Genomic DNA, 24,334 nt, shown 5'->3' with positions numbered 1-24,334 from the left:
CTAAAAAAATGGAAGCAATCAAGGATTTTTTTGGCAGCCTGATGCTGCGCGAACTGATCAAGGGCCTGGCCCTGACAGGCCGCTATATGTTTGCCCGCAAGATTACGGTGCAATTTCCCGAGGAAAAAACACCGCAGTCGCCACGTTTCCGCGGTCTGCATGCCTTGCGCCGCTACCCGAATGGGGAAGAGCGTTGCATCGCCTGTAAATTGTGTGAAGCAGTGTGTCCTGCAATGGCAATCACGATCGAGTCTGAACAACGTGCTGATGGTAGCCGCCGTACTACCCGCTATGACATTGACCTGACCAAATGCATTTTCTGCGGTTTTTGTGAAGAATCTTGCCCGGTCGATTCCATCGTGGAAACGCATGTGCTGGAATATCACGGTGAAAAACGCGGCGATCTGTATTTCACCAAAGAGATGTTGCTGGCTGTAGGTGATCGTTACGAGCCACAAATTGCAGCAGCGCGCGTCGCTGATGCCACATACCGCTAACTGGACCTGGTTCGATATGGAATTTACTACCGTTTTATTTTATGTTTTCGCAGCGATCATGATAGTCGCTGCGATCCAGGTGATTTCTGCACGCAACCCTGTGCATGCCGCCTTGTTTCTGGTCCTGACTTTCTTCAATGCAGCAGGTATCTGGATGCTGTTGAAGGCCGAGTTCCTGGCCATCGTGTTAGTGCTGGTGTATGTCGGCGCGGTCATGGTGCTGTTCCTGTTTGTGGTGATGATGCTGGACATCAATCTCGACAAATTGAGAGAAGGTTTTTGGAGCCATTTTCCATTGGCTGCGGCGGTTGGTGTCATCATCGTTCTGGAAATGTCGGCAGTGTTGTTGCGCGGCTTTTTGCGTCCGGATAATCACGTACCGGCAGCGGTTGACAAGATAGGCAATACCAAATACCTGGGTATAGAGATTTTCACGCATTACCAGTTTGCTTTTGAGGTTGCAGCGGCCATTCTGTTGCTGGCTATCGTTGCTGCGGTTGCTTTGACTTTGCGTCGCCGTAAAGACAGCAAGTATTTTGACCCTGCTGCTGCGGTCAAAGTAAAAGCCAAGGACCGTATCCGTATCGTCAGCATGAAAGCTGAATCCGAACGCGCCGAGAATAATGCCACTGCTGCGGCAGCTACTGTGAATCCGGAGGCTTAAATGGCTTTGACTTTAAGTTTGACGCACTACCTGATTTTGGGCGCAATCCTGTTTGCGATTTCCATCGTCGGTATTTTCCTCAACCGTAAAAACATCATCGTCTTGCTGATGGCGATTGAATTGATGCTGCTGGCAGTGAATATCAATTTCATCGCATTCTCCCATTATCTGGGTGATGCAGCAGGGCAGGTATTTGTGTTCTTCATCCTTACCGTTGCTGCTGCTGAGTCAGCGATAGGTCTGGCGATCCTGGTGGTCTTGTTCCGTAATCTGGACACCATCAATGTCGAAGATCTGGATGCATTAAAAGGTTAATCAGGTTAATGGTGCGGATTGTCGCCTGCTGCGGCAGTCCGGTATATACGCTGGCGATTTAGAAAAGTAATAAAGCTAACAAAGGGTCATCATGGCGGGGCAACTTAACCCACAATTATTATTGGCAGTACCACTGGCGCCCCTGGTCGGGTCTGCTATTGCAGGTCTGCTAGGAACGAAGTTTTTTGGCAACGTCGTTGGCCGCAAGGTATCGCATACAGTCACCATACTCGGTGTGTTGATTGCATTGATCATCTCTTGCATGACCTTGTCTGCCGTGTTGGATGGCGCAACATATAACGAGACCCTGTATCAATGGATGAAGGTTGGTAACATGAAGCTGGAAGTCGGCTTCATGGTAGATAGCCTGACAGCCATGATGATGTGCGTCGTGACTTTTGTGTCGCTGATGGTGCATATCTACACAATTGGCTATATGGCAGAAGACGAGGGCTATAACCGCTTCTTCTCGTATATCTCCTTGTTCACCTTCGCCATGCTGATGCTGGTGATGAGTAACAACTTCCTGCAATTGTTCTTTGGCTGGGAAGCTGTGGGCCTGGTATCTTATTTGCTCATTGGTTTCTGGTACACCAAACCAACAGCCATCTACGCCAACATGAAAGCCTTTTTGGTTAACCGTGTCGGTGACTTTGGTTTTATCCTGGGCATAGGCTTGCTGGTCGCCAATACCGGTTCCATGAACTATGTTGAAGTATTCGCCAAGAAAAATGAACTGGCAGCCATGTTGTTGCCACATACAGACTGGATGCTGATTACTGTTGCCTGTATCTGCCTGTTCATTGGTGCGATGGGTAAATCGGCGCAGTTCCCCCTGCATGTCTGGTTGCCAGATTCCATGGAAGGCCCGACTCCGATTTCTGCACTGATCCATGCGGCGACCATGGTTACCGCTGGTATCTTCATGGTGTCACGCATGTCACCATTGTTTGAATTGTCTGACACTGCCTTGTCCTTCATCCTGGTGATCGGTGCGATTACTGCACTGTTCATGGGTTTCATGGGCATCATCCAGAACGACATTAAACGCGTGGTAGCTTATTCCACGCTGTCACAACTGGGTTATATGACAGTGGCACTGGGTGCTTCTGCTTACTCGGTTGCGGTATTCCATCTGATGACGCATGCTTTCTTTAAAGCGCTTTTGTTCCTGGGTGCCGGTTCCGTCATTATCGGTATGCATCATGATCAGGATATCCGCAACATGGGTGGTTTGAGGAAGTACATGCCGATTACATGGCTGACATCTCTGGCTGGTTCGCTGGCATTGATAGGGACACCATTTCTGTCTGGTTTCTATTCCAAGGACAGTATTATCGAAGCAGTGCAGGCCAGCCATTTGCCTGGTGCCGGTTTTGCCCAGTTTGCTGTGCTCGCAGGTGTGTTTGTGACAGCATTCTATTCCTTCCGTATGTATTTCCTGGTCTTTCACGGCAAGGAAAATTTTGGCAAGGCGCATGCACATGATCATCACGATGACCATAAAGATGCACATAAGGATGCACACAAAGATGATCACCACGCTGCCGATGATCATCATGACGATCACCACCATGGTCTGGCGCCTGGTCAAAAACCGCATGAGTCACCGTTAGTTGTCTGGTTGCCTTTGGTTCTGCTGGCGATTCCTTCGCTGTTTATCGGTGCGATTGCAATTGAACCGATGTTGTTTGGCGGTTTCTTCAAGAACGTGATTTTTGTCAATGGAGCACATCATGCCATGGAGGAACTGCACCACGAATTCCACGGCGCTGGTGCGATGGGTTTGCATTCCTTCATGACGCCACCATTCTGGCTGGCGCTCGCAGGCGTGGTGACAGCTTATGTGTTCTATATGGTCAAACCGGAAATTCCAGCGGCGATCAAGAAGGCAGTTAACCCGCTGTACACCTTGCTTGAGAATAAATACTACATGGACCGTTTTAACGAAATCGTGTTTGCCGGTGGCGCACGTGTACTCGGTGGCGGTTTGTGGAACATTGGTGACAAAGGCCTCATCGATGGCCTGGTAGTTAACGGCAGCGCCAAATTGGTTGGCTGGGTCTCCAAACTGATACGTCATTTGCAGAGTGGTTATATCTATCACTATGCATTTGTGATGATACTCGGCGTGATGGGTTTCCTGGCTTATACAGTGCTGTTTCCCTTTGCTAAATAAGTGACCACGGCTATAAAAAGATAATTATTATGCAGTCAACTTCTACTCTACTTAGCCTTTCGATCTGGTTACCGATAGCCTTCGGTATCTTCATACTGGCCTTTGGTCGCGATAACAATCCTGCGCTGGTGCGCGGTGTTGCGCTGATCGGTTCGATTTGCAGTTTTATTGTCACGCTGCCTTTGATCAAACTTTTTGACAATACTGCGCATGGCATGCAGTTTGTTGAAAAACACAGCTGGATAGAACGCTTCAATGTGTTCTATGCATTGGGTATAGACGGCATCTCTTTGTGGCTGATACCTTTGACAGCCTTCATCACCGTGATCGTGGTCATCGCCGCCTGGGAAGTCATAGAAAAACAAGTCTCCCAATACATGGGTGCCTTCCTGATTTTGTCAGGCTTGATGATAGGTGTGTTTTGCGCGACTGACGGCATGTTGTTCTATGTCTTCTTTGAAGCGACGCTGATCCCTATGTATATCATCGTCGGTGTCTGGGGTGGCCCGAACCGCGTGTATGCGGCGTTCAAGTTCTTCCTGTACACTTTGATGGGTTCTTTGCTGACGTTGCTGGCCATCATTTATCTGTACCTGAAAGCCGGTCATTCATTTGACATCCTTGTATGGCATAAACTGCCTTTGCCGCTGACTACCCAGATCATGATTTTCTGCGCCTTCCTGATGGCATTTGCTGTCAAGGTGCCAATGTGGCCAGTACATACGTGGTTGCCGGATGCCCACGTAGAAGCGCCTACTGGTGGTTCTGTCGTATTGGCTGCCATCATGCTGAAACTGGGTGCTTATGGCTTCCTGCGCTTCTCTTTGCCTATCGCTCCTGACGCCAGCCATTACATGGCAGGTTTCATGATCACGCTGTCACTGATCGCCGTGATTTATATTGGTCTGGTGGCACTGGTGCAAAAAGATATGAAAAAGCTGGTGGCGTATTCTTCGATTGCGCATATGGGCTTCGTGACTCTGGGCTTCTTCATGTTCAATGACATGTCAGTGCAGGGCGCCATAGTACAAATGATTTCTCACGGGTTTATCTCTGGCGCGATGTTCCTGTGTATCGGTGTCTTGTATGACCGTGTACACTCCCGCGAAATTGCGGACTACGGTGGCGTAGTTAACACCATGCCTAAATTTGCTGCCTTGTTCGTGCTGTTCTCCATGGCTAACTGCGGCTTGCCGGCAACTTCCGGTTTCGTTGGTGAGTTCATGGTGATCCTGGGTGCGGTGCAGTTTAATTTCTGGATCGGCATGCTGGCAGCAACGGCGCTGATTTTTGGTGCAGCTTACTCTTTGTGGATGGTCAAGCGCGTCGTGTTTGGCAATATCACGAATGAACATGTGGCCCACCTGAGCGATTTGAACAAACGTGAATTCTTCATGCTGGGTGTCTTGGCAATAGCAGTATTGGTGATGGGTTTGTATCCAGCACCATTTACAGATGCAATGCAGGTGTCAGTAGCTGATCTGTTGCGACATGTGGCAGTCCCTAAGCTGATACCTTAACCGGGAATTTGGATACGCAAGTCACGACTGCCTGCATCAGACCGTCGTGGCAGCAGATCAATGCTAGTAAAAATGAATAATATGAACCTGATACCACTTTACCCTGAAATCTTTTTGCTGCTGGCGATTTGCGGCATCTTGCTGACTGATATGTTTTTGCCGGACAGCAAACGCAATGTAACTTATGCGCTCAGCATACTGGCATTGACGATCTGTGGTGTCTTGACAGTGGCATTCGCTGATCCGGTGAAGTCGGAATACGTCAGTAACAATATGTTCGTTTCTGACCCCATGGCCGTACTGCTGAAGCTGTTTTCTTATATCGCTGTAGGTGTCACACTGATCTATTCTCGTCAATACGTCAGCGACCGCGCCATGACCAATACCCATCTTGGCGGTGAGTACTATGTACTTGCCCTGTTTGCCTTGCTGGGTCAGATGGTGATGATTTCCGGTAATAACTTCCTTGTGATTTACCTGGGCCTGGAATTGATGTCCCTGTCGTTGTATGCTCTGGTTGCCCTACGTCGTGACCACACAGTTTCTACTGAAGCGGCGATGAAGTATTTCATCCTCGGTGCACTGGCTTCCGGTTTCATGCTGTACGGTATTTCCATGTTGTACGGTGCAACTGGCTCTTTGCAATTGAATGAAGTCGTTAAAGTCACTGCGACTGCAACAGCGAATAAAACTATCCTGGTATTCGGCATTGTTTTCCTGGTTGCTGGTCTGGCATTCAAACTCGGTGTGGTCCCTTTCCATATGTGGGTACCTGACGTGTATCAGGGCGCGCCAACTGCGGTGACTTTGCTGTTGGGCGGCGCACCTAAACTGGCGGCATTTGCAATCACCTTCCGTTTGCTGGTAGAGGGGCTGTTCCCGCTGGCTGTTGATTGGCAGCAGATGCTGGTGGTGCTGGCGGTCTTGTCCATGGCGATAGGTAATCTGACGGCGATTGCGCAAACCAACTTGAAGCGTATGCTGGCTTATTCCACCATTTCACAAATGGGCTTCATGCTGCTGGGCATGTTGTCCGGTGTGGCAAATGGTAATTCTGACCTGGCAGTAGATGCCTACAGCTCTTCCATGTTCTACAGCATCACCTATGTATTGACGACGCTGGGTACCTTTGGTGTCATCATGCTGCTGGCACGCTCCGGTTTTGAAGCAGAAAATCTGGACGACCTGAAAGGCTTGAATAAGCGCAATCCATGGTTTGCCCTGATCATGCTGTTGCTGATGTTCTCGCTGGCTGGTATTCCACCTATGATGGGCTTCTATGCCAAGTTGTCTGTCTTGCAGGCTGTTTTATCTACCGGCAAATTGTGGCTCGCTATCGTTGCCGTATTGTTTTCGTTGATAGGGACTTTCTACTACCTGCGTATCGTCAAACTCATGTATTTTGATGATCCGCTGGACCATAGCCCTATCGTCGCCAGTGCTGACATGCGCATGGTCTTGAGCGTGAATGGTCTGATGGTCGTGATTCTGGGTATCTTGCCAGGTTCCCTGATGACAGCCTGCGTCAATGCCATCTCCAATACACTTAAATACTGATACGGCCAGCAGTGGGTAATTCTGCATCGACCTGGTTGATCATTGTATTGGCAGTTCTGGCTGCCAACCTGCCTTTCTTGAATGAGCGCTGCTTTGCTGTTGTCGCAACGCAGCGTTTTTCAAATCCCAAGCCTCTGTGGTTCCGTTTGTTTGAACTCATCTTGCTGTATTTTTGCGTTGGTGGAATTGCCTTTGTTCTTGAGTCCGCCGCAGGCAACCGTTTCCCGCAGGATTGGGAATTTTATGCCATCAATGCCTGCCTGTTTTTGGTTTTGGCGTTCCCCGGATTTGTGTATCGCTATCTGAAGCGGAATCATGGCTGAAAAAATCACCAGTAAACTTGATCTGCAAGAAAACAAGATCAGCAGCGAGCTGGTGTATGAGGGCAGCTTCCTTAAAGTCGATAAAGATGTCGTGTCCTTGCCTGACGGGCAGACTGCCACGCGCGAATACATACGTCACCCTGGAGCCGTGGTTATCATCCCCTTGTTTGATGATGGCCGCGTCTTGCTGGAAAAGCAGTTCCGCTATCCCTTGCATGAGGTCTTCATTGAATTCCCGGCTGGCAAAATAGATGAAGGTGAAGACCCCTTGCTCTGTGCCCAGCGCGAGTTGCGCGAAGAAACCGGTTACACCGCCAGCGACTGGTCTTTCGTCTGCACCATACATAATGCCATCGCGTATTCCGATGAACACCTGGACATCTACCTGGCCAAAGGCCTGACAGCAGGGCAGGCAGCTCTCGATGAAGAAGAATTTCTTGAAGTATTCACCGCCACGCTGCCAGAGATGCTGGACTGGATCAAGTCCGGCCAGATCACCGACGTAAAAACTGTCATAGGCACATTCTGGCTGGAGAAAATCCTGGCGGGTAAGTGGTGATTGCGGGTCGGAATTGCAAAAAGTTTTAAAAACGAAAAAGCCGCTGATCAGCGGCTTTTCGCATTAGAACTTCATTTCAAGCAGCATTGTCAAGAAGGTCTGAGTAAGCGTAGCGAGCAACGCAAGTCTGAGTTAAGAAGTGCAGTCGTACGAACGTACGGCGAGCATCGCAGGCTCAAAATTGCGTTGCGCAGTAGCTTACTCAGGCCTTCGACTACATGTTTGGATAATTGGGTCCTCCCCCACCTTCAGGCGTCACCCAGACGATATTCTGTGTCGGATCTTTGATATCGCAGGTTTTGCAATGCACGCAGTTTTGTGCATTGATTTGCAGTCGGTCTGCACCTTCTTCAGTTTTTACGAACTCGTACACACCAGCCGGGCAATAGCGCGCTTCCGGGCCTGCGAATTTGGCCAGGTTGATAGACACCGGTACGTCTGCGTTTTTCAAGGTCAGATGGATCGGCTGGTCTTCGGCATGATTGGTATTCGAGATAAACACTGACGACAGACGATCAAAGGTCAACTTGCCATCCGGTTTGGGATAAACGATAGGCTTGCATTCAGAAGCAGGGCGCAGGCATTCATGGTCAGCCTTACTGTGATGCAGCGTCCATGGTGCCTTGCCGCGCAATAGCACCTGGTCCAGCCACACCAGCGGTGAACCATAAGTCCCGCGCTTGAGCAAAGGTTTGACATTGCGGGCAGTGTACAACTCTTCGTGTAGCCAGGATTGTTCAAACGCAGTTGAATAGCTGCTTAGTTCATCATGCTGACGATTGGCTGATACTGCTTCAAAGGCCGCTGTTGCAGCCAGCATGCCGGTCTTGATTGCAGCGTGGCTACCCTTGATGCGGCTCATGTTCAGGAAGCCAGCATCACAACCTATCAACGCACCACCAGGGAACACCAATTTGGGCAGCGATTGCAAGCCACCGGCAGTAATCGCCCGTGCGCCATAAGAAATACGCTTGCCGCCTTCAAAGAAAGTACGGATAGAAGGGTGGGTCTTGAAGCGCTGGAATTCTTCGTAAGGGGACAAGTAAGGGTTTTCATATGCGAGGCCAACAACATAGCCAACTGCCACCAGATTGTCTTCCAGGTGATACAGGAAAGAACCGCTGTACTGGTCCATCAATGGCCAGCCGGTTGTGTGCACCACCAGGCCAGGCTTATGCTGCTTGGGATCGATTTCCCACAATTCCTTGATGCCTATGCCATAGGATTGCGGGTCTTTACCTTTGCTCAAATCGTATTTGGCAATCACTTGCTTGCCCAGATGGCCGCGCGCGCCTTCGGCAAACAAGGTGTATTTCGCATGCAGTTCCATACCGAGCTGGAAAGAAGGCGTCGGCTGGCCATGGCGATCTACACCCATGTTTCCAGTCGCAACACCTCTGACGGAACCATCTTCGTTATACAAGACTTCTGCTGCAGCAAAGCCTGGGAATACCTCTACGCCCAGCGCTTCGGCCTGCTGGCCCAGCCAGCGCGTCACATTGGCCAGCGAGACAATATAGTTGCCATGATTCTCGAAACAGGCTGGCAGCATCCAGTTAGGTGTGCGGTAGGCTTTTGTCTCGGTCAGGACCAGGACGCGGTCTTCGGTGACTTCGGTGTTCAGCGGTGCGCCCATTTCCTTCCAGTTGGGAAAGAGTTCAGTCAGGGCCTTTGGGTCCATGACGGCGCCAGACAGGATATGGGCACCAGGTTCACCACCTTTTTCGAGTACACAGACTGAGACTTCCGTGCCTTTTTCTGCGGCCAGTTGCTTGATCTTGATGGCTGCTGACAGGCCAGCGGGTCCGCCACCGACGACAACGACGTCATATTCCATCGCGTCGCGTGGGCCGTACTGCTCAAGTATGCTTTGTGTCATGGCTATTTTCACTTTCTGAAGATTTTCGAACGAGCGTGCTTATTTGCTGTCAGCATGTTATCTGCTGTGTATATATTCTGCAAGCGAGGGTGTACTCGAATTTTTATTGTTGTGGAAGTACAAAATACTCAGAATTATCGCAGAGCCAACTTTGGTGCGCATCAAGATCATGTGAAATGGCAGGAAAATTTCTGTAAAAATTCTCAAGTAATTCAAATCCATACAACACAAGCATAATCAGTATGTCATCATAGCGGGTGATAGAGTAGAACTCATTTCATAAATAGGATGAGATGCATTTGCCTCATAACGAAGGCTGGCAAGGGTAACGCAGGGGTTTCGTGCAGCATGCCGCAGCACACCTGTATACGATGTGCGAAGCGGACGAAACAGTCAATAAATTAACCTATTGTCAACGAGTCCAACGCAGTCCAGCACGCGTTATGAGGCAAACCCTCCGGGAACTGACGACTTGGGCGCATTGTAGCGTTGTGCCCTTTGCCAAGGCAGGAGCCTTAGCTGCAGGCCACGCCTTGCACTGCATCCCACATCGTCATGTTCGCACCGGCCCTATTTATGAAATGAGTTCTAGTAAGCTTATTCAAATTATTAGTGGAGAATCAGATGGGCATAGAAGTCAATTTCGAAGGCAAGATTGCGTTGGTAACAGGTGCTTCCAGTGGTCTTGGCGCGCGATTTGCCAAAATCCTGGCACAGGCTGGTGCACAGGTCGTGCTGGCCTCACGCCGTATAGACAGACTCAAGGAGTTGCGTGCCGAAATCGAATCTGAAGGTGGCGCCGCCCATGTGGTTGCTCTGGATGTCACGGATTACGGCAGCATCAAGTCCGCGATTGCCCATGCCGAGACAGAGGCTGGACCTATCGATATCCTGATCAATAATTCGGGTGTATCAACCACGCAACGCCTGGTGGATGTGACGCCGGACGATTATGCTTACGTCATGGATACCAATCAGCGTGGTGCCTTTTTCGTGGCGCAAGAAGCGGCCAAACGCATGATAGCCCGCCACAAGGGGGATCCTAAAAAACAACATCGCATTATCAATATCGCTTCGGTAGCCGGTCTGCGCGTATTGCCGCAAATAGGCATTTACTGCATGAGCAAAGCTGCCGTGGTGCACATGACCAAGGCCATGGCAGTAGAGTGGGGCAAGTACGGTATTAATGTGAATGCGATTTGCCCAGGCTATATTTCGACTGAAATCAATTCAGACTATTTTTCTACCGATGCAGGTCAGAAACTGGTCGATATGCTACCAAGAAAACGTGTGGGTACACCAGAAGATCTGGATGGCTTGCTGCTCTTGCTGGCGGCGGAAGAATCCCGTTTCTTGAATGGTGCCATCGTTACTGCCGATGACGGTATGAGCGTGCAATGATAGAGAGCAAGGCCACGGAAAAGAAACTGGTCTATACCGTCACCATTCCTATCCGGTGGGGTGATATGGATGCCATGGGCCATGTCAACAATACCGTGTACTTCCGTTATATGGAGCAGGCGCGTATTGAGTGGCTGAGCATGATGGGTTGCCTGCCGGATGAGGCGGGTAATGGCCCGGTGATCGTCAATGCCTATTGCACCTTCAAGAAGCCCCTGAAATATCCGGGACAGGTGGAGGTGTGTACCTATATTGGTGCGGCAGGCCGCAGCAGTTTTGAAACAATCCAGGAAATGCGTTCAGTCGGCGATGGTTATGCCCTGTATGCCGAGGGTGGGGCCAAAGTTGTGTGGGTATCTGCCGAGACGGGTAAATCCGAGGCCTTGCCTGACGCCATCAAACAAAAACTCAGCGAAATCAAGGCCGCAAAACGTCAATCCAGGACCGCGAAGATCTGAATTGTCTTGAGTTATGTATCATGTAGATGGATGAAAGAGGCGGGTCAGGCCCGTCCCTGTATTTGAGCTAGCTCTGTATTTGAGTTTATTAAGGCGCTCAGCGCATGATGCCCAGCAACTTGTGCACCAGTTCACTGGATGTGGCTGAATTAAATTTGCGCATGAGTTTGGCCCTGTGCATTTCCACTGTTCTGGGGCTGAGGTCTATCTGGCGGGCAATCAGTTTGCTTGTCTTGCCCTCTACCAGTAGTGCAGCAATTTCGCGTTCCCTTGGCGTTAATTCGGCTGTGACAGAGCGCTTTGCACTGAGGTCTTCAAAAGTCCAGATGCCTGCAGCATGAGGGTTGTCTTTGTTCAGACCGCGGCCTGAGACGTGACACCAAAACAGCTCCTGGTTGGCGCGCTTCATGATGCGCTCATCAGAATAATAGCCCTTGGCATTCATGATGGGCGTGATCCTGGCACCGGTACGCTCAAATTCGTCCGGACTGGGGTAAAGTACCAGGAATGACTGGCCCGGCAATTCATCTTTTTGATAGCCAAACATTTTAGCCAGATCATCATTGCAAGCCTGGATAATACGGTTTTGCGACACGCACATACCGACAGGTGCATGTTGAAATATGGATTCAAAATCGATGGGCGGTGCGGCATTCATTTCTGCGGTCCACTGACAGGTTTCTGGTAAGGGCGTATTTTTACGGTATTGCGCAGTATAACGCAGCATCATATCCTGTAAGACTAATGATTTGCGTGGCTGTTGGTAGTGTGTTGGAAGTATGTTGCATGCGGCCATTTGACAAAAGAAAGATCGATTTACAACCTGGAGAGGGGACAATATGGACAAAGTTTATCCTGACGCAGCCAGTGCTCTGGCTGGCATTATCAAGGACGGCCAGACTATCGCCGTAGGCGGTTTTGGTCTGTGCGGCATACCTGAGGCACTGATCGCTGCCTTGCGCGATTCCGGTGTCAAGGAATTGACCGCCATTTCAAATAACGCTGGTGTAGATGGCTTTGGCCTGGGCCAGTTGCTGACGACCCGTCAGATCAAGAAAATGATTTCATCCTACGTGGGTGAAAACAAAGAGTTCGAGCGCCAATACCTGGCTGGCGAACTGGAGCTGGAATTCACGCCACAAGGTACGCTGGCAGAAAAACTGCGCGCTGGCGGTGCCGGTATCCCGGCTTTTTTTACCAAAACTGGCGTCGGTACCATTGTTGCAGACGGTAAGGAAATCCGTGAATTCGATGGCCAAAAATATGTGATGGAGCGTGCACTGGTCTCTGATGTCTCGCTGGTCAAAGCCTGGAAAGCCGACAAGGCTGGTAACCTGGTGTATCGCAAGACCGCGCGCAACTTCAATCCCAATGTAGCGATGGCTGGCAAAATCACCGTGGTCGAGGTTGAGGTGCTGGTAGAAATTGGTGAGCTGGACCCGGATGAAGTTCACACACCAGGTATTTTCGTGCAGCGTATCGTCGTCAATGCCAATCCAGAAAAACGTATAGAACAGCGTACCGTACGCCCATCGAATTAAGATAGCAGGAGACAAGACATGGCATGGAATCGTGATGAAATGGCTGCGCGCGCAGCACAAGAATTGCAAGACGGCTTTTACGTCAATCTGGGCATAGGCCTGCCGACCATGGTGGCAAACCATGTGCCGCAAGGTATGGAAGTCTGGTTGCAGTCTGAAAACGGTTTGCTGGGCATAGGCCCTTTCCCGACTGAAGAAGAAGTTGATCCCGATATGATCAACGCCGGCAAGCAAACAGTAACGACTTTGCCTGGCTCATCAATATTCAGCTCTGCTGACTCTTTCGCCATGATACGCGGCGGCAAGATCAACCTCGCTATCCTGGGTGCGATGCAAGTCAGCGAGCATGGCGATCTGGCCAACTGGATGATCCCTGGCAAGATGGTCAAGGGTATGGGTGGTGCCATGGATCTGGTGGCAGGTGTAGGCCGTGTCGTCGTCTTGATGGAGCATGTAGCCAAGGGTGATGCCCATAAAATCCTGAAGACTTGCAACTTGCCTTTGACTGGCGTGGCAGTGGTGAACCGCATCATCACTGATCTTGGCGTCATAGACGTCACTCCGGCTGGCTTGAAGCTGGTGGAACTGGCGACGGGCGTCAGCAAGGAAGAAATCATCGCCAAGACAGAGGCGACACTGGATGTCAGTGCTGTTGCTTGAGTTGCTGGATTGATGAGGCATAGTCTTTGATGCAAAAGCCGATGTTGTCAACATCGGCTTTTTTGTTTTCCTGGCGGTGCCAGCACGGTTTATTTTTTTTGTGGCATAGGCGGCGGTTTAACATCGCCGCAGTCACTGCCTATGAACTTGCCGGTTGTTTCCATGTGTTGTGAAATGGGCTGTCCGTGAGACACGCCTTTGAAATCATAGATGGAAGTCATGCTATCGGGCGTGTAACTACCTTTGATCGTGCCATTCCCCTTCATTTCAGGCATGTCACAGACAACTTCTCCTGAATAACTACTGCCGGAACGAGTGAAGTTTTTACTCTGGCATTGTTGGTCGCGGCCACCTGAAGGTGGCTTGTCCTGCTCCACCATTTCCTTGGTGAGGCAAACCTTATGCGTCATCCCGCCATTTTGCATGTCAGGGATTTTGATGCCCATCTGCTTCATCTTCTCCAGTTGTTCTGGCGGAATCTTGGGCATGGCTTTTATGGCATCTGACTTCATGGACATTTCCCACAGGCCGGGTTTCATTCTGTCTGCAGCAAGACAAGTGCCAGTCGTTAAAAGGATGGCTGACACGCCAGCCAGACGTACAAAAACATGCATGGGAGCTCCCGGTTTGATGGTGTAATGGCACTATACATCTGAAAAAATTGGGACGAAAGCATAAAGTAAGACGTCTGTCGCATTCTAGTCGCGTTGCATAAATGTTTAGTATCAGCTCAATAGTGAAATGGCTGGCAATGCTGGTATGTTTATTTCCAACCAATCCCGCAGATATTGCCTCTATTGGCGGTCTTTTGCTAAGACATCCGTACAGTTTGCTCATAGGCGCTGAGACGCTTTTGCCTAAACTATTTTGCCTAAAAAACAAGCATTTATGCAGTTAACAATGATTTTAAGCCCAACGAACGGTAAAATGTCGTCATAAAAAATGTAAAAATACTGTTCACGAGGATAAACCATGCAGGCCAGACGCAAATCAGTGCAATGTATCTCGCCTTCGGGCTTGCACGCCATGTCATATAAAGAGTGGGGTGACCCGCTCAATCCCAAGGTCTTGATCTGTCTCCACGGCGTGACGCGGGTGGCTGAAGACTTTGATTCTTTGGCCGTCGCCTTGTGTCACGAATACCGCGTAGTGTGCCCTGATGTGGTCGGACGTGGCTATTCGGGCCGATTGCGCAATCCCATGCATTACCAGATACCGCAATATGTCAGCGATATGGTCAACTTGCTGGCCCGGCTGGATGCAGAAACCGTGCACTGGTTTGGCACCTCCATGGGTGGTTTGATAGGCATGAGTCTTGCGAGCCTGCCTGACAACCCCATCAAAAAAATGATCTTGAATGATGTCGGCCCGGTGCTTAATCCGGATGCACTGGCCAGGATAGGTGATTACATAGGCCAGGATGTGCGCTTTGACAGCTTCGAAGAAGCGCAAGCCTATATAAAGGCGATCTCGATTTCATTCGGTCCGCATAGCCCGGCTCAGTGGGAAAAGCTGGCGCGGGATGTTTTGCGTCAAAATGAACAAGGGCAATGGGTGCGGCACTATGACCTGGGTCTGGCGCAGCCTATCAAGGCTAGCACACCAGAGCTTGCTGCAATTGCCCAGACTATGCTGTGGGCAGCGTATGATGCGATAAAGTGCCCGACCTTGCTGGTGCGCGGAGCAGAGTCAGATTTACTGACTGCTGAATCAGCGCAGGCGATGACGCAGCGTGGGCCACGCGCCAGGTTGGTGGAGTTTGCCGGTGTCGGACATGCACCGACTTTTGTCCAGCCTGATCAGATAGCTGTGGCTGTTGATTTTTTATTGAACCAAGAATAAGTTAAAAAATAGAGTCAAAAAATGAGTATCCAAAGATTCCACGTTGGTCCGCGTTTGTCTGAAACCGCGATTTTTAACAAAGTTGTGTATTTGGCGGGGCAAATCCCTGATGATGCCAGCCAGGATATAGCGGGACAAACAGCGCAAGTACTGGCCCATATCGACCGTTTGCTGGCCGAAGCAGGTAGCGACAAATCGCACATACTTAGGTGCCAGATATTTTTGTCTGACATCAGTCTCATCGCTGGCATGAACCAGGTATGGGACGCCTGGGTTGCACAAGGCAATACACCACCGCGTGCCACGGTAGAAGCTAAACTGGCCAATCCTGACTGGCTCATTGAAGTCGTTGTCACTGCAGCACAGATATAAATCATATGGTATCAATCTCGACCACAGCAACAGAAGCGGCTTTGCTGGAAGGCTTGTCAGAAGCTGACGCAGAGCGCGTCATCGCGGCGCTGGAATATGTCACCCCCTTGTACGCGAACAAGTGCGTCATCACAGAGCAAAATGCCCTGCAGTTTATCAACGGCGTGGTGGCGACGCTGGCCATGTTACGTACCGATGTTGATACCCGTATCGCTGCCATCCTGTTTGAATTGCCAGAACTGAACCCGATTGCAGCAGAGCAGATAGAAATCCGCTTTGGCAAGGAAATCGCCGATCTGGTCACTGGCATACGCCGTCTGATGAAGTTGCGTGAAGCCGCTTTGACGCAGCATGATGTAGGGCGTGGCAAAGACGCTGCTGAAAAAGCCGCCAGCCAGATGGAAACCCTGCGCAAGATGGTGCTGGCCATGGCCACCGATATGCGCGTTGTGCTGGTACGCCTTGCTTCCAGAGTGACTACCTTGCGTTATTTTGCTGAATGCAAGCGCGAAGATGGCGCAGCCCAGCAATATGCCAGTGAAACCATGGATTTGTATGCGCCGCTGGCAAACCGCCTAGGCGTCTGGCAGCTCAAATGGGAACTGGAAGACCTGTCTTTCCGTTTCCTGGAGCCTCAACAATACAAGCGTATTGCGAAGATGCTGGAAGAAAAGCGTTTGGAACGCGAAAGCTTTGTCGTCAATGCGATAGAAAGACTGAACAAGGAATTGCAGATAGCTGGCGTCAAGGCCGAAGTATCGGGGCGCCCCAAGCATATCTATAGTATCTGGAAAAAAATGAAGGGCAAGTCAGTCAACTTTGATGAGTTGTATGACGTGCGTGCCTTCCGTGTCATTGTCGATGACATCAAGGATTGTTACACTGTTCTGGGCATGGTTCACAATGCCTGGACACCGATACCCAAAGAGTTTGACGATTATATTTCCCGCCCCAAACCGAATGGCTATAAATCATTGCATACGGTCGTGGTGGTAGAGGATGGCAGGCCGCTGGAAGTGCAGATTCGTACGCGTGAAATGCACCAGTTTGCAGAGTATGGCGTAGCGGCGCACTGGCGCTATAAAGAGTCGGGTGGGTCAAATTTCTCAGCGCAAGAATACGACGAAAAAATTGCCTGGCTCAGGCAATTGCTGGCCTGGAAAACCGATGTCACTGACGTGGTCGTCGAACAAGAAGAATTGCAGCGCGAATGGGTAGAAAAACTCAAGGCCGCCAGCCTCGATGACAGAATTTATGTACTGACCCCACAAGCCCGCGTCATAGAATTGCCCTGCAATTCCACTCCTGTGGATTTTGCCTATCACCTGCACACAGATGTTGGTCATCGCTGCCGTGGCGCGCGGGTTGATAATGTCATGGTACCGTTGAATACGCCTTTGCAAAATGGCCAGACGGTAGAGATTATTACACTGAAAGTGGGCTCAGCGCAGGCAGGGCCCTCGCGCGACTGGCTCTCGCCAGATTACTCTGCCAGTACCCGCACGCGTACCAAAATCCGCGCCTGGTTCAATGCCATTGATCAGGAAGAGACCCTGTCGAATGGTCGCGCCCTGGTTGAAAAGACCTTGCAACGCGAAGGCAAGACTGCAGTCAATCTTGAAGAGCTGGCACGCAAACTTGGTTTTGCGGATGTGAATGATCTTTTCTTGTCAGTTGGTAAAGATGAATTCAGTCTCAGGCAAATCGAAACAGTCTTGCGTGAGAATGTGACAGAAGTTGAGCCGGATGAACTCAGCTTCACCAACAAAAGCCGTGCGTCCAGCGTTACACAAGGGGCCAAATCCGGTGTGCTGGTGGTCGGCACTGAAGGCTTGATGACACAACTCGCACGCTGCTGCAAACCGGCACCACCGGATGATATCGTTGGCTTTGTCACGCGTGGCAAAGGTGTGTCGATTCATCGCCTGACTTGCAAGAATTTTGCCGAGATGCGCAACAAGGCGCCGGAGCGGGTGATACAAACCACCTGGGGTGATCACGGCAGGGACACGGTTTATCCGGTTGATATTTTCGTGTTGGCGCAAGACCGCCAGGGTTTGTTGCGTGATATTTCTGAAGTGTTTTCCCGCGAAAAAATCAATGTGATAGGCGTCAATACCCAGAGTGCAAAATCCCAGGCACGCATGTCGTTTACTGTGGAAATAGGCGGTACGACGCAGCTACAAAAGGCACTGCATGTGTTGCATGAAGTCAGTGGTGTTCTGGAAGTGCGCAGGAACTGAATGTCAGTAATTTGAGCTTGCAAATACTGACACTGATGGAGAAATAATTCGCTGCATGTTCAAACTCTTGCTCGATTGCGTCGATGTTGGTGGCGATGCCTCCAGTGTTGCAGTGATCGCCACGGTACTCGCGTCAATGAGTAATGGAGTTGCGCCTGATAAATTGAGCAGCAGTTATTGGCGTCAGTTTGATTTGACCTTGGCTGGGCGCTATCCAGTATCAGGTGGAAATCTAAGGTGGCAGGCATAATTTTCGGCATGGTAAGGCCCCATTATTCATCCACTTCGCTTACCTCAGCCTGCAACGTTATATGATCAATCTTGTGCTTACTGAGCAACATGGCCTTGACGCTTTCAAGTATGCGTGGCCAGGCGCTGAGGTCTTCGATTTCCAGGTGGCCGATCAGCGCAGGGTAACCGGGTGACATTTCCCATACATGCAAGTCATGTACTGACAGTACACCATTGATATCTTCCAGGTCGGTACCGATTTGTACGTAGTCTATGTGATGCGGTACACCCTCCATCAGGAAGTGATAAGACTCCTTCAAGACCGAGAATGTGGATTTCAAAATCAGCAGGGAAACAAAAATCGATAGTAGCGGATCGATTTGCATCCAGCCGGTTTTATAAATCACAGCGCCAGATACAATTGCAGCGACGGAGCCCAATAAGTCGCCCATGACATGGACCATGGCAGCCTTGGTATTCACGCTCTCCTTATCGTGTGATAGTACCCATGCAACGACGATGTTGATTGCCAGGCCTATGCCAGCGACTAGCATCACAGTGCCGCCTTGTACGGCTTCTGGGGCAGAAAAACGTTGTACCGCTTCTTTGCATATCCAGATGATCACACCCAGCATCACCAGGCCGTTGACAAAGGCAGCAAGTGCTTCGGCGCGGCCAAAGCCAAAAGAATTTTTTGCAGTGGGTGGACGCTTGGCGATGATTTGCGCCAGCAGGGCGAGACCCAGGGCGGCGGCATCAGTCACCATGTGCCCTGCATCAGAGATCAGCGCCAGGGAATTTGATAGGAAACCAAACGCGACTTCGACGCCAGCAAAGCTCAGGGTCAGGCCCAAGGCCCAGGCAAGGATTTTTTGGCTGCGGTTTTCGAAATAATGCCTGTGCTCAGCATCGCCGCGCCGGTGGTCGTGCAGATGATCGCTGTTCTGATGGTGAGTATGGTCAGTCATGGGGAATAGGCTGCTTGATAAACATGGCAACAGTGTAGCCGAATGCGCCGCTCCTATATATAGATGGATATATATGGCAGTCCTTTGTCATGGAATTACATTGGATGGGCGGCGTAAAACCAGGGCTTATACAGGGTTGGGAAATATTTTGCCCCGGGGGACTAGCAATTTTCCTAAAGGCTCTGCTATACTCTTGTTTCTTAGGCGCGTAGCTCAGCTGGTTAGAGCACTACCTTGACATGGTAGGGGTCGTTGGTTCGAGTCCAATCGTGCCTACCAAAGATTTTAAAATTATTAAAACATTATAGTTAAGAGCGAGAAAGGCATCCCTGGTTATGACACCGCGAACTACCACTAAACTGGTTTGGGAGCGACTCTAGTCGAGGATACTTTTCGTTTGAAACAAACTGAAAAAGCACGGCTAGCCGTGCTTTTTTTTCGTCTGCGTTTTTTAGACTCATCTTTTATCTCAATTATCTTTGTATTTTTTCCGCTTTGGAGAGTGACATGGTTTCAGTAAAACTTCCTGATGGTTCGCAACGACAATTCGATGCGCCGGTAACGGTGGCGCAAGTTGCTGCCAGCATCGGTGCTGGCCTGGCAAAAGCTGCTCTGGCTGGTCGTGTGAATGGCAAGCTGGTCGATACCTCGCATCTGATTGATGCTGATGCAGATCTCGCCATCGTCACCGACAAGGATGCGGATGGTCTGGAAGTGATACGTCACTCTACTGCGCACTTGCTGGCCTATGCCGTCAAGGAATTGTATCCGGATGCGCAAGTCACAATTGGTCCGGTCATTGAAAATGGTTTTTACTATGACTTTTCTTACAAGCGCCCATTTACACCCGACGATCTGGTGGCGATAGAAAAGAAAATGGCTGAACTGGCGAAAAAAGACGAGCCAGTCACCCGCAAGGTCTTGCCGCGTGATGAGGCTGTTGCCTATTTCAAGTCCATAGGTGAAGCCTATAAGGCTGAGATCATCGAATCTATTCCTGCGGATCAGGATGTGTCGCTATACACGGAAGGTAATTTCACTGATTTGTGCCGGGGCCCGCATGTGCCATCGACAGGCAAACTGAAAGTATTCAAGCTCATGAAGCTGGCAGGCGCTTATTGGCGTGGCGACTCCAAAAACGAGATGCTGCAACGTGTCTATGGCACCGCTTTTGCGAAGAAAGAAGATCAGGAAGCTTATCTGCACATGCTGGAAGAGGCAGAAAAGCGCGATCACCGCAAGCTGGGCAAGGCACTGGACTTGTTCCACTTCCAGGACGAAGCGCCTGGCCTGGTATTTTGGCACGCAAAAGGCTGGACTATCTGGCAGCAAGTTGAGCAATACATGCGCAAGGTCTATCAGGATTGCGGTTATCAGGAGGTCAAAGGGCCGCAAATTCTGGACAGTAGCCTGTGGGGTAAGACTGGTCACTGGGATAACTACAAAGACAATATGTTTGTCACCGAGTCGGAAAACCGCGTCTATGCCTTGAAGCCGATGAATTGCCCTGGTCATGTGCAGATTTTCAATTCTGGCATGAAGAGCTACCGTGACCTGCCTTTGCGCTTTGGCGAATTCGGTCAATGCCACCGCAATGAGCCGTCTGGTGCCTTGCACGGCATCATGCGTGTGCGTGGCTTTACACAGGACGATGGCCATATCTTCTGTACTGAAGAGCAAATCCAGGCTGAGGTAATGGCTTTCCATCCGCAAGCGATGAAAGTATATGAAGACTTTGGCTTTGATAAAATCTTCATCAAGCTTGCTTTGCGCCCTGAAAATCGCATAGGCAGCGATGAAATCTGGGATAAGGCAGAAGCTACCCTGCGCACAGCCCTGAGTTCTTGCGGCGTTGAATGGGAAGAGTTGCCGGGTGAGGGTGCTTTCTACGGTCCTAAAATTGAATATCACCTGAAAGACAGCCTGGGCCGCCCATGGCAGGTAGGTACCATGCAAGTCGATTTCTTCATGCCTGGCCGCCTGGGTGCGGAATATGTTGCAGATGACAATAGCCGTAAAGTGCCTATCATGTTGCACCGTGCGATTGTCGGCTCGATGGAGCGTTTCATCGGTATCTTGATAGAAAATCATGCTGCTGCCTTGCCTGTGTGGCTGGCACCGGTGCAGGTTTCTGTCCTGAATATCTCGGAATCGCAGGCGGAATATTCACAATCTGTTGCAGAAATCCTGAAGAAACAAGGGTTTAGGGTAAATACTGATTTGCGTAATGAGAAAATTACCTATAAAATACGCGAGCATTCCATTCAAAAACTGCCATATATCCTCGTGATCGGCGATAAAGAGAGGGATGCCAATACAGTGGCTGTGCGTACGCGTGGCAATCTGGATCTGGGGGTAATGCCTCTGGACGCCTTTATAACTCGTTTAAAAAACGAAGTTGAAACCAAGGTTTAACAGATTAGCAGCGACCCTGTTTTAAACAGGGCTGCATAGCCTTTTATTATTATTTTCGAAGGAAACTGCAATAGCTACTGACAAGTCACATCGCATCAACGGTGAAATTACAGCGCCAGAAGTGCGCTTATCTGGCGTTGAGAACGAGCCTCTGGGCATCGTAAAACTGGGTGAAGCCTTCCGCTTGGCGGAAGAAGCCAATGTTGATTTGGTGGAAATAGCGCCGACGGCGCAGCCGCCAGTTTGCCGTTTGATGGATTACGGCAAGTTCAAATACCAGGAGCAAAAGAAAGCTCACGAAGCCAAGCTGAAGCAAAAAGTCATTCTGGTCAAGGAAGTCAAATTCCGTCCGGGTACAGATGATGGTGATTACAATATCAAATTGCGTAATCTGACCAAGTTCCTGGATGATGGCGACAAGACCAAGATCACATTGCGTTTCCGTGGTCGTGAAATGGCGCATCAGGAAATCGGTATGCGCATGTTGGAGCGTTTGAAGCTTGATCTGGAACCGTATGGCCAGGTTGAACAGTTTCCAAAGATGGAAGGCCGTCAGATGATCATGATTCTGGCACCGAAGAAAAAGAAATAATGAGAAATAACAGGAAATAAGTTTTGCTTATTTTCTGTGTGTTTCTTGAGTCGGTTTGTGAAGCACGCATCGCGCGCATTGCGAAAGACCCGCCTCCATGGTGGGTCACAATAAGTGAGAAGTAGGCATCCAAGAGTAGCGATTGTTGCTGCCACCTACCATCATATAAAAGTGGAGCTGTCTTAAAAGACAGATAGTACTATGCCAAAAATGAAGACGAAAAGCAGCGCCAAGAAGCGCTTCCGCGTCCGTCCAGGTGGAACCGTTAAACGCGGTCAAGCTTTCAAACGTCACATTCTGACCAAGAAAACTACCAAGAACAAACGTCAATTGCGCGGTTCCGTAGGTGTTCATGACACCAACATGGTATCCGTCATGCGCATGATGCCAACAGCTTAACCTCATACTCATTATTTAAGGAGTTATTATGCCTAGAGTAAAACGTGGGGTTACAGCTCGTGCCCGTCATAAGAAAGTTCTCAACCTTGCCAAAGGTTACCGTGGTCGTCGTAGTAAGGTATTCCGTATTGCCAAGCAAGCAGTTATGCGCGCTGGTCAATATGCATACCGTGATCGCCGCAATAAGAAACGTGTATTCCGCGCTTTGTGGATCACACGTATCAATGCAGCGGCTCGCCAGCATGGCCTGACTTACAGCGTGTTTATGAACGGCCTGAAAAAAGCCGCAATTGAACTCGACCGTAAAGTAATGGCTGACATGGCCGTGACTGACAAACCAGCATTCGCTGCGATTGTTAATCAAGTCAAAGCTAACCTGGCTGCCTAATTACCTTGGAACCCATTTACGATCTGTAGCAAGCGTGCGTCAGCGGGGTGAAGAGCAGCGCAAAAAGTGGAATGTACTTTGGTACATGAGCATTTTGAGCAGCACATGAGCCCCGATCACGCAGGCGCAGTAAGATCGCAAATAAGTTCTTCGTGATTGCAATCAGTGAGTCGTAGCGACTGGCGCTAGCCGGTTGCAAATATCAAGCGGGGCAGAGGTTGAATCCTATGCCCCGTTTTGTTTTCAGATCATTATTTCAGCTTCACAGTAAGCGGGAACAAGGCATGAACCCTTTAGATCAAATCGTCAGCCAGGCACGCGCTGATTTTCTGGCAGCAAGCGATGCTGCGGCATTAGAGAACGCGAAAGCGCTTTACCTTGGTAAGAGTGGTCAGATTACAGAACAGATGAAAAGTCTGGGTAAATTGCCACCAGAGGAAAAAAAAGTACAGGGCGCAGTGATCAATGCCGCCAAAGTACAGATAGAAGAAGCACTGACTGAAAGACGCGATGCCTTGGCGAATGCACAAATGCAGACACGCCTGAATGCAGAAGCGATTGACGTCAGCTTGCCTGGCCGTGGCCGTGGCGTTGGTGGTATCCACCCTGTCATGCGTACCTGGCAGCGTGTTGAAGAAATCTTCCGTTCTATCGGTTTTGACGTGGCAGATGGCCCCGAAATCGAAACAGACTGGACCAATTTTACCGCGCTTAATAGCCCGGAAAACCATCCTGCACGCTCCATGCAGGATACCTTTTATGTCGATGGCAAAGATAGCCAGGGCAAACAATTATTACTGCGCACCCATACCAGCCCCATGCAGGTGCGTTATGCCCGCATGCACAAACCACCGATCAAGGTGATTGCACCTGGTCGTACTTATCGCGTCGATAGCGATGCCACGCACTCCCCGATGTTCCATCAGGTCGAGGGCTTGTGGATTGCTGAAGACATCAGCTTTGCTGACCTCAAAGGCGTGTACCTGAATTTCGTCAAAGCCTTCTTTGAGACTGACGATTTGCAAGTGCGTTTCCGCCCATCCTATTTCCCATTCACCGAACCATCAGCCGAGATCGATATCGCCTTTGGTAGCGGCCCTTTGAAAGGCCGCTGGCTGGAGGTGTCTGGTTCTGGTCAGGTACATCCGAGCGTGGTGCGTAACATGGGCCTGGACCCGGAGAAATACATAGGCTTCGCTTTTGGTTCCGGTCTAGAGCGCCTGACCATGCTGCGTTATGGCGTCAACGATTTGCGCCTGTTCTACGAAGGTGATTTGCGCTTCCTGAAGCAATTCAACTAAACGAATTACACAGCGCATCCCTGAATTTTT

Annotated in this window: 25 protein-coding genes and 1 tRNA gene; 22 read left to right on the top strand and 4 right to left on the bottom strand. The window is 50.1% G+C overall.

What is annotated here, in order from left to right:
- The first annotated feature begins 8 nt into the window (after positions 1-8).
- From nuoI to ACO0LG_RS02300, 8 genes are all read left to right on the top strand, one after another.
- Positions 9-497 carry an NADH-quinone oxidoreductase subunit NuoI gene (gene nuoI, locus ACO0LG_RS02335; protein WP_423022914.1) on the top strand — a complete coding sequence of 163 codons (489 nt, stop codon included), beginning with the start codon at positions 9-11 and terminating at the stop codon, positions 495-497.
- Between the two features lie 16 nt (positions 498-513).
- Positions 514-1,161 carry an NADH-quinone oxidoreductase subunit J gene (locus ACO0LG_RS02330; RefSeq protein WP_423022912.1) on the top strand — a complete coding sequence of 216 codons (648 nt, stop codon included), beginning with the start codon at positions 514-516 and terminating at the stop codon, positions 1,159-1,161.
- Positions 1,162-1,476 (top strand): NADH-quinone oxidoreductase subunit NuoK, encoded by a 315-nt coding sequence (gene nuoK, locus ACO0LG_RS02325; RefSeq protein WP_162041807.1) that lies wholly within the window; start codon positions 1,162-1,164, stop codon positions 1,474-1,476.
- 91 nt (positions 1,477-1,567) lie between these two features.
- A complete protein-coding gene (gene nuoL / locus ACO0LG_RS02320) occupies positions 1,568-3,655 on the top strand; it encodes an NADH-quinone oxidoreductase subunit L (protein ID WP_423022910.1) in 2,088 nt (695 codons plus the stop codon).
- A 26-nt stretch (positions 3,656-3,681) separates the two neighbouring features.
- Positions 3,682-5,175, top strand: a complete 1,494-nt coding sequence (locus ACO0LG_RS02315; protein WP_423023286.1) for an NADH-quinone oxidoreductase subunit M — start codon at positions 3,682-3,684, stop codon at positions 5,173-5,175.
- Between the two features lie 72 nt (positions 5,176-5,247).
- On the top strand, positions 5,248-6,732 hold the full coding sequence (gene nuoN / locus ACO0LG_RS02310) for an NADH-quinone oxidoreductase subunit NuoN (RefSeq protein WP_423022908.1): 1,485 nt from the start codon (positions 5,248-5,250) through the stop codon (positions 6,730-6,732).
- 11 nt (positions 6,733-6,743) lie between these two features.
- Entirely contained in the window at positions 6,744-7,055 is a 312-nt protein-coding gene (locus ACO0LG_RS02305) for a DUF2818 family protein (protein WP_423022906.1), read from the top strand.
- The gene (locus ACO0LG_RS02300) at positions 7,048-7,614 is read left to right on the top strand and encodes an NUDIX domain-containing protein (protein WP_423022904.1); all 567 of its coding nucleotides are present in this window, start codon (positions 7,048-7,050) and stop codon (positions 7,612-7,614) included. Before ACO0LG_RS02305 ends, ACO0LG_RS02300 begins: the two co-directional genes overlap by 8 nt.
- Positions 7,615-7,828: 214 nt before the next feature.
- On the opposite strand, the gene ACO0LG_RS02295 is transcribed toward ACO0LG_RS02300, so the two are convergent.
- Positions 7,829-9,451 (bottom strand): electron transfer flavoprotein-ubiquinone oxidoreductase, encoded by a 1,623-nt coding sequence (locus ACO0LG_RS02295; RefSeq protein ID WP_423023284.1) that lies wholly within the window; start codon positions 9,449-9,451, stop codon positions 7,829-7,831.
- 666 nt (positions 9,452-10,117) lie between these two features.
- On the opposite strand from ACO0LG_RS02295, the gene ACO0LG_RS02290 reads away from it, so the two are divergent.
- Entirely contained in the window at positions 10,118-10,894 is a 777-nt protein-coding gene (locus tag ACO0LG_RS02290; protein WP_162041802.1) for an SDR family oxidoreductase, read from the top strand.
- The gene (locus tag ACO0LG_RS02285) at positions 10,891-11,352 is read left to right on the top strand and encodes an acyl-CoA thioesterase (protein ID WP_423022902.1); all 462 of its coding nucleotides are present in this window, start codon (positions 10,891-10,893) and stop codon (positions 11,350-11,352) included. Before ACO0LG_RS02290 ends, ACO0LG_RS02285 begins: the two co-directional genes overlap by 4 nt.
- 97 nt (positions 11,353-11,449) lie before the next feature.
- Here ACO0LG_RS02285 and ACO0LG_RS02280 read toward each other — a convergent pair whose 3' ends face one another.
- Positions 11,450-12,010, bottom strand: coding sequence for a LuxR C-terminal-related transcriptional regulator (locus ACO0LG_RS02280; protein WP_423023282.1), 561 nt, complete (start codon positions 12,008-12,010; stop codon positions 11,450-11,452).
- Between the two features lie 181 nt (positions 12,011-12,191).
- Here ACO0LG_RS02280 and ACO0LG_RS02275 point away from each other — a divergent pair, with 181 nt between their 5' ends.
- Both ACO0LG_RS02275 and ACO0LG_RS02270 read left to right on the top strand, forming a co-directional pair.
- Positions 12,192-12,893 carry a CoA transferase subunit A gene (locus ACO0LG_RS02275; RefSeq protein WP_422950377.1) on the top strand — a complete coding sequence of 234 codons (702 nt, stop codon included), beginning with the start codon at positions 12,192-12,194 and terminating at the stop codon, positions 12,891-12,893.
- A gap of 18 nt (positions 12,894-12,911) precedes the next feature.
- Positions 12,912-13,553 carry a CoA transferase subunit B gene (locus ACO0LG_RS02270; protein WP_423022899.1) on the top strand — a complete coding sequence of 214 codons (642 nt, stop codon included), beginning with the start codon at positions 12,912-12,914 and terminating at the stop codon, positions 13,551-13,553.
- Between the two features lie 89 nt (positions 13,554-13,642).
- On the opposite strand, the gene ACO0LG_RS02265 is transcribed toward ACO0LG_RS02270, so the two are convergent.
- Positions 13,643-14,167 carry a DUF3617 domain-containing protein gene (locus ACO0LG_RS02265; RefSeq protein ID WP_423022897.1) on the bottom strand — a complete coding sequence of 175 codons (525 nt, stop codon included), beginning with the start codon at positions 14,165-14,167 and terminating at the stop codon, positions 13,643-13,645.
- A 358-nt stretch (positions 14,168-14,525) separates the two neighbouring features.
- On the opposite strand from ACO0LG_RS02265, the gene ACO0LG_RS02260 reads away from it, so the two are divergent.
- The 4 genes from ACO0LG_RS02260 to ACO0LG_RS02245 are packed head-to-tail and all read left to right on the top strand — an operon-like array spanning position 14,526 to position 18,260.
- Entirely contained in the window at positions 14,526-15,395 is an 870-nt protein-coding gene (locus ACO0LG_RS02260; protein WP_423022895.1) for an alpha/beta fold hydrolase, read from the top strand.
- A 21-nt stretch (positions 15,396-15,416) separates the two neighbouring features.
- A complete protein-coding gene (locus ACO0LG_RS02255) occupies positions 15,417-15,767 on the top strand; it encodes a RidA family protein (RefSeq protein WP_423022893.1) in 351 nt (116 codons plus the stop codon).
- A 5-nt stretch (positions 15,768-15,772) separates the two neighbouring features.
- Entirely contained in the window at positions 15,773-18,010 is a 2,238-nt protein-coding gene (locus ACO0LG_RS02250) for a RelA/SpoT family protein (protein ID WP_423022891.1), read from the top strand.
- Positions 18,011-18,065: 55 nt separating this feature from the next.
- The gene (locus ACO0LG_RS02245; RefSeq protein ID WP_423022889.1) at positions 18,066-18,260 is read left to right on the top strand and encodes a hypothetical protein; all 195 of its coding nucleotides are present in this window, start codon (positions 18,066-18,068) and stop codon (positions 18,258-18,260) included.
- Between the two features lie 22 nt (positions 18,261-18,282).
- Here the strand turns inward: ACO0LG_RS02245 and ACO0LG_RS02240 are convergent, their stop codons facing one another.
- Entirely contained in the window at positions 18,283-19,209 is a 927-nt protein-coding gene (locus tag ACO0LG_RS02240; protein WP_423022887.1) for a cation diffusion facilitator family transporter, read from the bottom strand.
- A gap of 202 nt (positions 19,210-19,411) precedes the next feature.
- Between ACO0LG_RS02240 and ACO0LG_RS02235 the strand changes: the two genes are divergently transcribed.
- From ACO0LG_RS02235 to pheS, 6 genes are all read left to right on the top strand, one after another.
- Positions 19,412-19,488 (top strand) — tRNA-Val (locus ACO0LG_RS02235).
- Between the two features lie 228 nt (positions 19,489-19,716).
- Positions 19,717-21,624 (top strand): threonine--tRNA ligase, encoded by a 1,908-nt coding sequence (gene thrS / locus ACO0LG_RS02230; protein ID WP_423022885.1) that lies wholly within the window; start codon positions 19,717-19,719, stop codon positions 21,622-21,624.
- A gap of 70 nt (positions 21,625-21,694) precedes the next feature.
- A complete protein-coding gene (infC, locus tag ACO0LG_RS02225) occupies positions 21,695-22,216 on the top strand; it encodes a translation initiation factor IF-3 (RefSeq protein ID WP_423004046.1) in 522 nt (173 codons plus the stop codon).
- Positions 22,217-22,417: 201 nt separating this feature from the next.
- On the top strand, positions 22,418-22,615 hold the full coding sequence (rpmI, locus tag ACO0LG_RS02220) for a 50S ribosomal protein L35 (protein WP_110253942.1): 198 nt from the start codon (positions 22,418-22,420) through the stop codon (positions 22,613-22,615).
- A gap of 28 nt (positions 22,616-22,643) precedes the next feature.
- Positions 22,644-23,003 carry a 50S ribosomal protein L20 gene (gene rplT, locus ACO0LG_RS02215; RefSeq protein ID WP_423022883.1) on the top strand — a complete coding sequence of 120 codons (360 nt, stop codon included), beginning with the start codon at positions 22,644-22,646 and terminating at the stop codon, positions 23,001-23,003.
- A 284-nt stretch (positions 23,004-23,287) separates the two neighbouring features.
- Positions 23,288-24,304, top strand: coding sequence for a phenylalanine--tRNA ligase subunit alpha (pheS, locus tag ACO0LG_RS02210; RefSeq protein WP_423022881.1), 1,017 nt, complete (start codon positions 23,288-23,290; stop codon positions 24,302-24,304).
- Positions 24,305-24,334 lie beyond the last annotated feature (30 nt).

This window comes from Undibacterium sp. Ji42W (genome assembly GCF_049340405.1).
GTDB lineage: Bacteria > Pseudomonadota > Gammaproteobacteria > Burkholderiales > Burkholderiaceae_D > Undibacterium.
This window is presented reverse-complemented; position numbering and strand designations above follow the sequence as displayed.

Bases quoted from the DNA above. Each gene is read 5' to 3' on its own strand.
- nuoI (WP_423022914.1), top strand. From the start codon at position 9: ATGGAAGCAATCAAGGATTTTTTTGGCAGCCTGATGCTGCGCGAACTG.
- ACO0LG_RS02330 (WP_423022912.1), top strand. From the start codon at position 514: ATGGAATTTACTACCGTTTTATTTTATGTTTTCGCAGCGATCATGATA.
- nuoK (WP_162041807.1), top strand. From the start codon at position 1,162: ATGGCTTTGACTTTAAGTTTGACGCACTACCTGATTTTGGGCGCAATC.
- nuoL (WP_423022910.1), top strand. From the start codon at position 1,568: ATGGCGGGGCAACTTAACCCACAATTATTATTGGCAGTACCACTGGCG.
- nuoN (WP_423022908.1), top strand. From the start codon at position 5,248: ATGAATAATATGAACCTGATACCACTTTACCCTGAAATCTTTTTGCTG.
- ACO0LG_RS02300 (WP_423022904.1), top strand. From the start codon at position 7,048: ATGGCTGAAAAAATCACCAGTAAACTTGATCTGCAAGAAAACAAGATC.
- ACO0LG_RS02295 (WP_423023284.1), bottom strand. From the start codon at position 9,451: ATGGAATATGACGTCGTTGTCGTCGGTGGCGGACCCGCTGGCCTGTCA.
- ACO0LG_RS02290 (WP_162041802.1), top strand. From the start codon at position 10,118: ATGGGCATAGAAGTCAATTTCGAAGGCAAGATTGCGTTGGTAACAGGT.
- ACO0LG_RS02285 (WP_423022902.1), top strand. From the start codon at position 10,891: ATGATAGAGAGCAAGGCCACGGAAAAGAAACTGGTCTATACCGTCACC.
- ACO0LG_RS02280 (WP_423023282.1), bottom strand. From the start codon at position 12,010: ATGAATGCCGCACCGCCCATCGATTTTGAATCCATATTTCAACATGCA.
- ACO0LG_RS02275 (WP_422950377.1), top strand. From the start codon at position 12,192: ATGGACAAAGTTTATCCTGACGCAGCCAGTGCTCTGGCTGGCATTATC.
- ACO0LG_RS02270 (WP_423022899.1), top strand. From the start codon at position 12,912: ATGGCATGGAATCGTGATGAAATGGCTGCGCGCGCAGCACAAGAATTG.
- ACO0LG_RS02265 (WP_423022897.1), bottom strand. From the start codon at position 14,167: ATGCATGTTTTTGTACGTCTGGCTGGCGTGTCAGCCATCCTTTTAACG.
- ACO0LG_RS02260 (WP_423022895.1), top strand. From the start codon at position 14,526: ATGCAGGCCAGACGCAAATCAGTGCAATGTATCTCGCCTTCGGGCTTG.
- ACO0LG_RS02255 (WP_423022893.1), top strand. From the start codon at position 15,417: ATGAGTATCCAAAGATTCCACGTTGGTCCGCGTTTGTCTGAAACCGCG.
- ACO0LG_RS02250 (WP_423022891.1), top strand. From the start codon at position 15,773: ATGGTATCAATCTCGACCACAGCAACAGAAGCGGCTTTGCTGGAAGGC.
- ACO0LG_RS02245 (WP_423022889.1), top strand. From the start codon at position 18,066: ATGTTCAAACTCTTGCTCGATTGCGTCGATGTTGGTGGCGATGCCTCC.
- ACO0LG_RS02240 (WP_423022887.1), bottom strand. From the start codon at position 19,209: ATGACTGACCATACTCACCATCAGAACAGCGATCATCTGCACGACCAC.
- thrS (WP_423022885.1), top strand. From the start codon at position 19,717: ATGGTTTCAGTAAAACTTCCTGATGGTTCGCAACGACAATTCGATGCG.
- rpmI (WP_110253942.1), top strand. From the start codon at position 22,418: ATGCCAAAAATGAAGACGAAAAGCAGCGCCAAGAAGCGCTTCCGCGTC.
- rplT (WP_423022883.1), top strand. From the start codon at position 22,644: ATGCCTAGAGTAAAACGTGGGGTTACAGCTCGTGCCCGTCATAAGAAA.
- pheS (WP_423022881.1), top strand. From the start codon at position 23,288: ATGAACCCTTTAGATCAAATCGTCAGCCAGGCACGCGCTGATTTTCTG.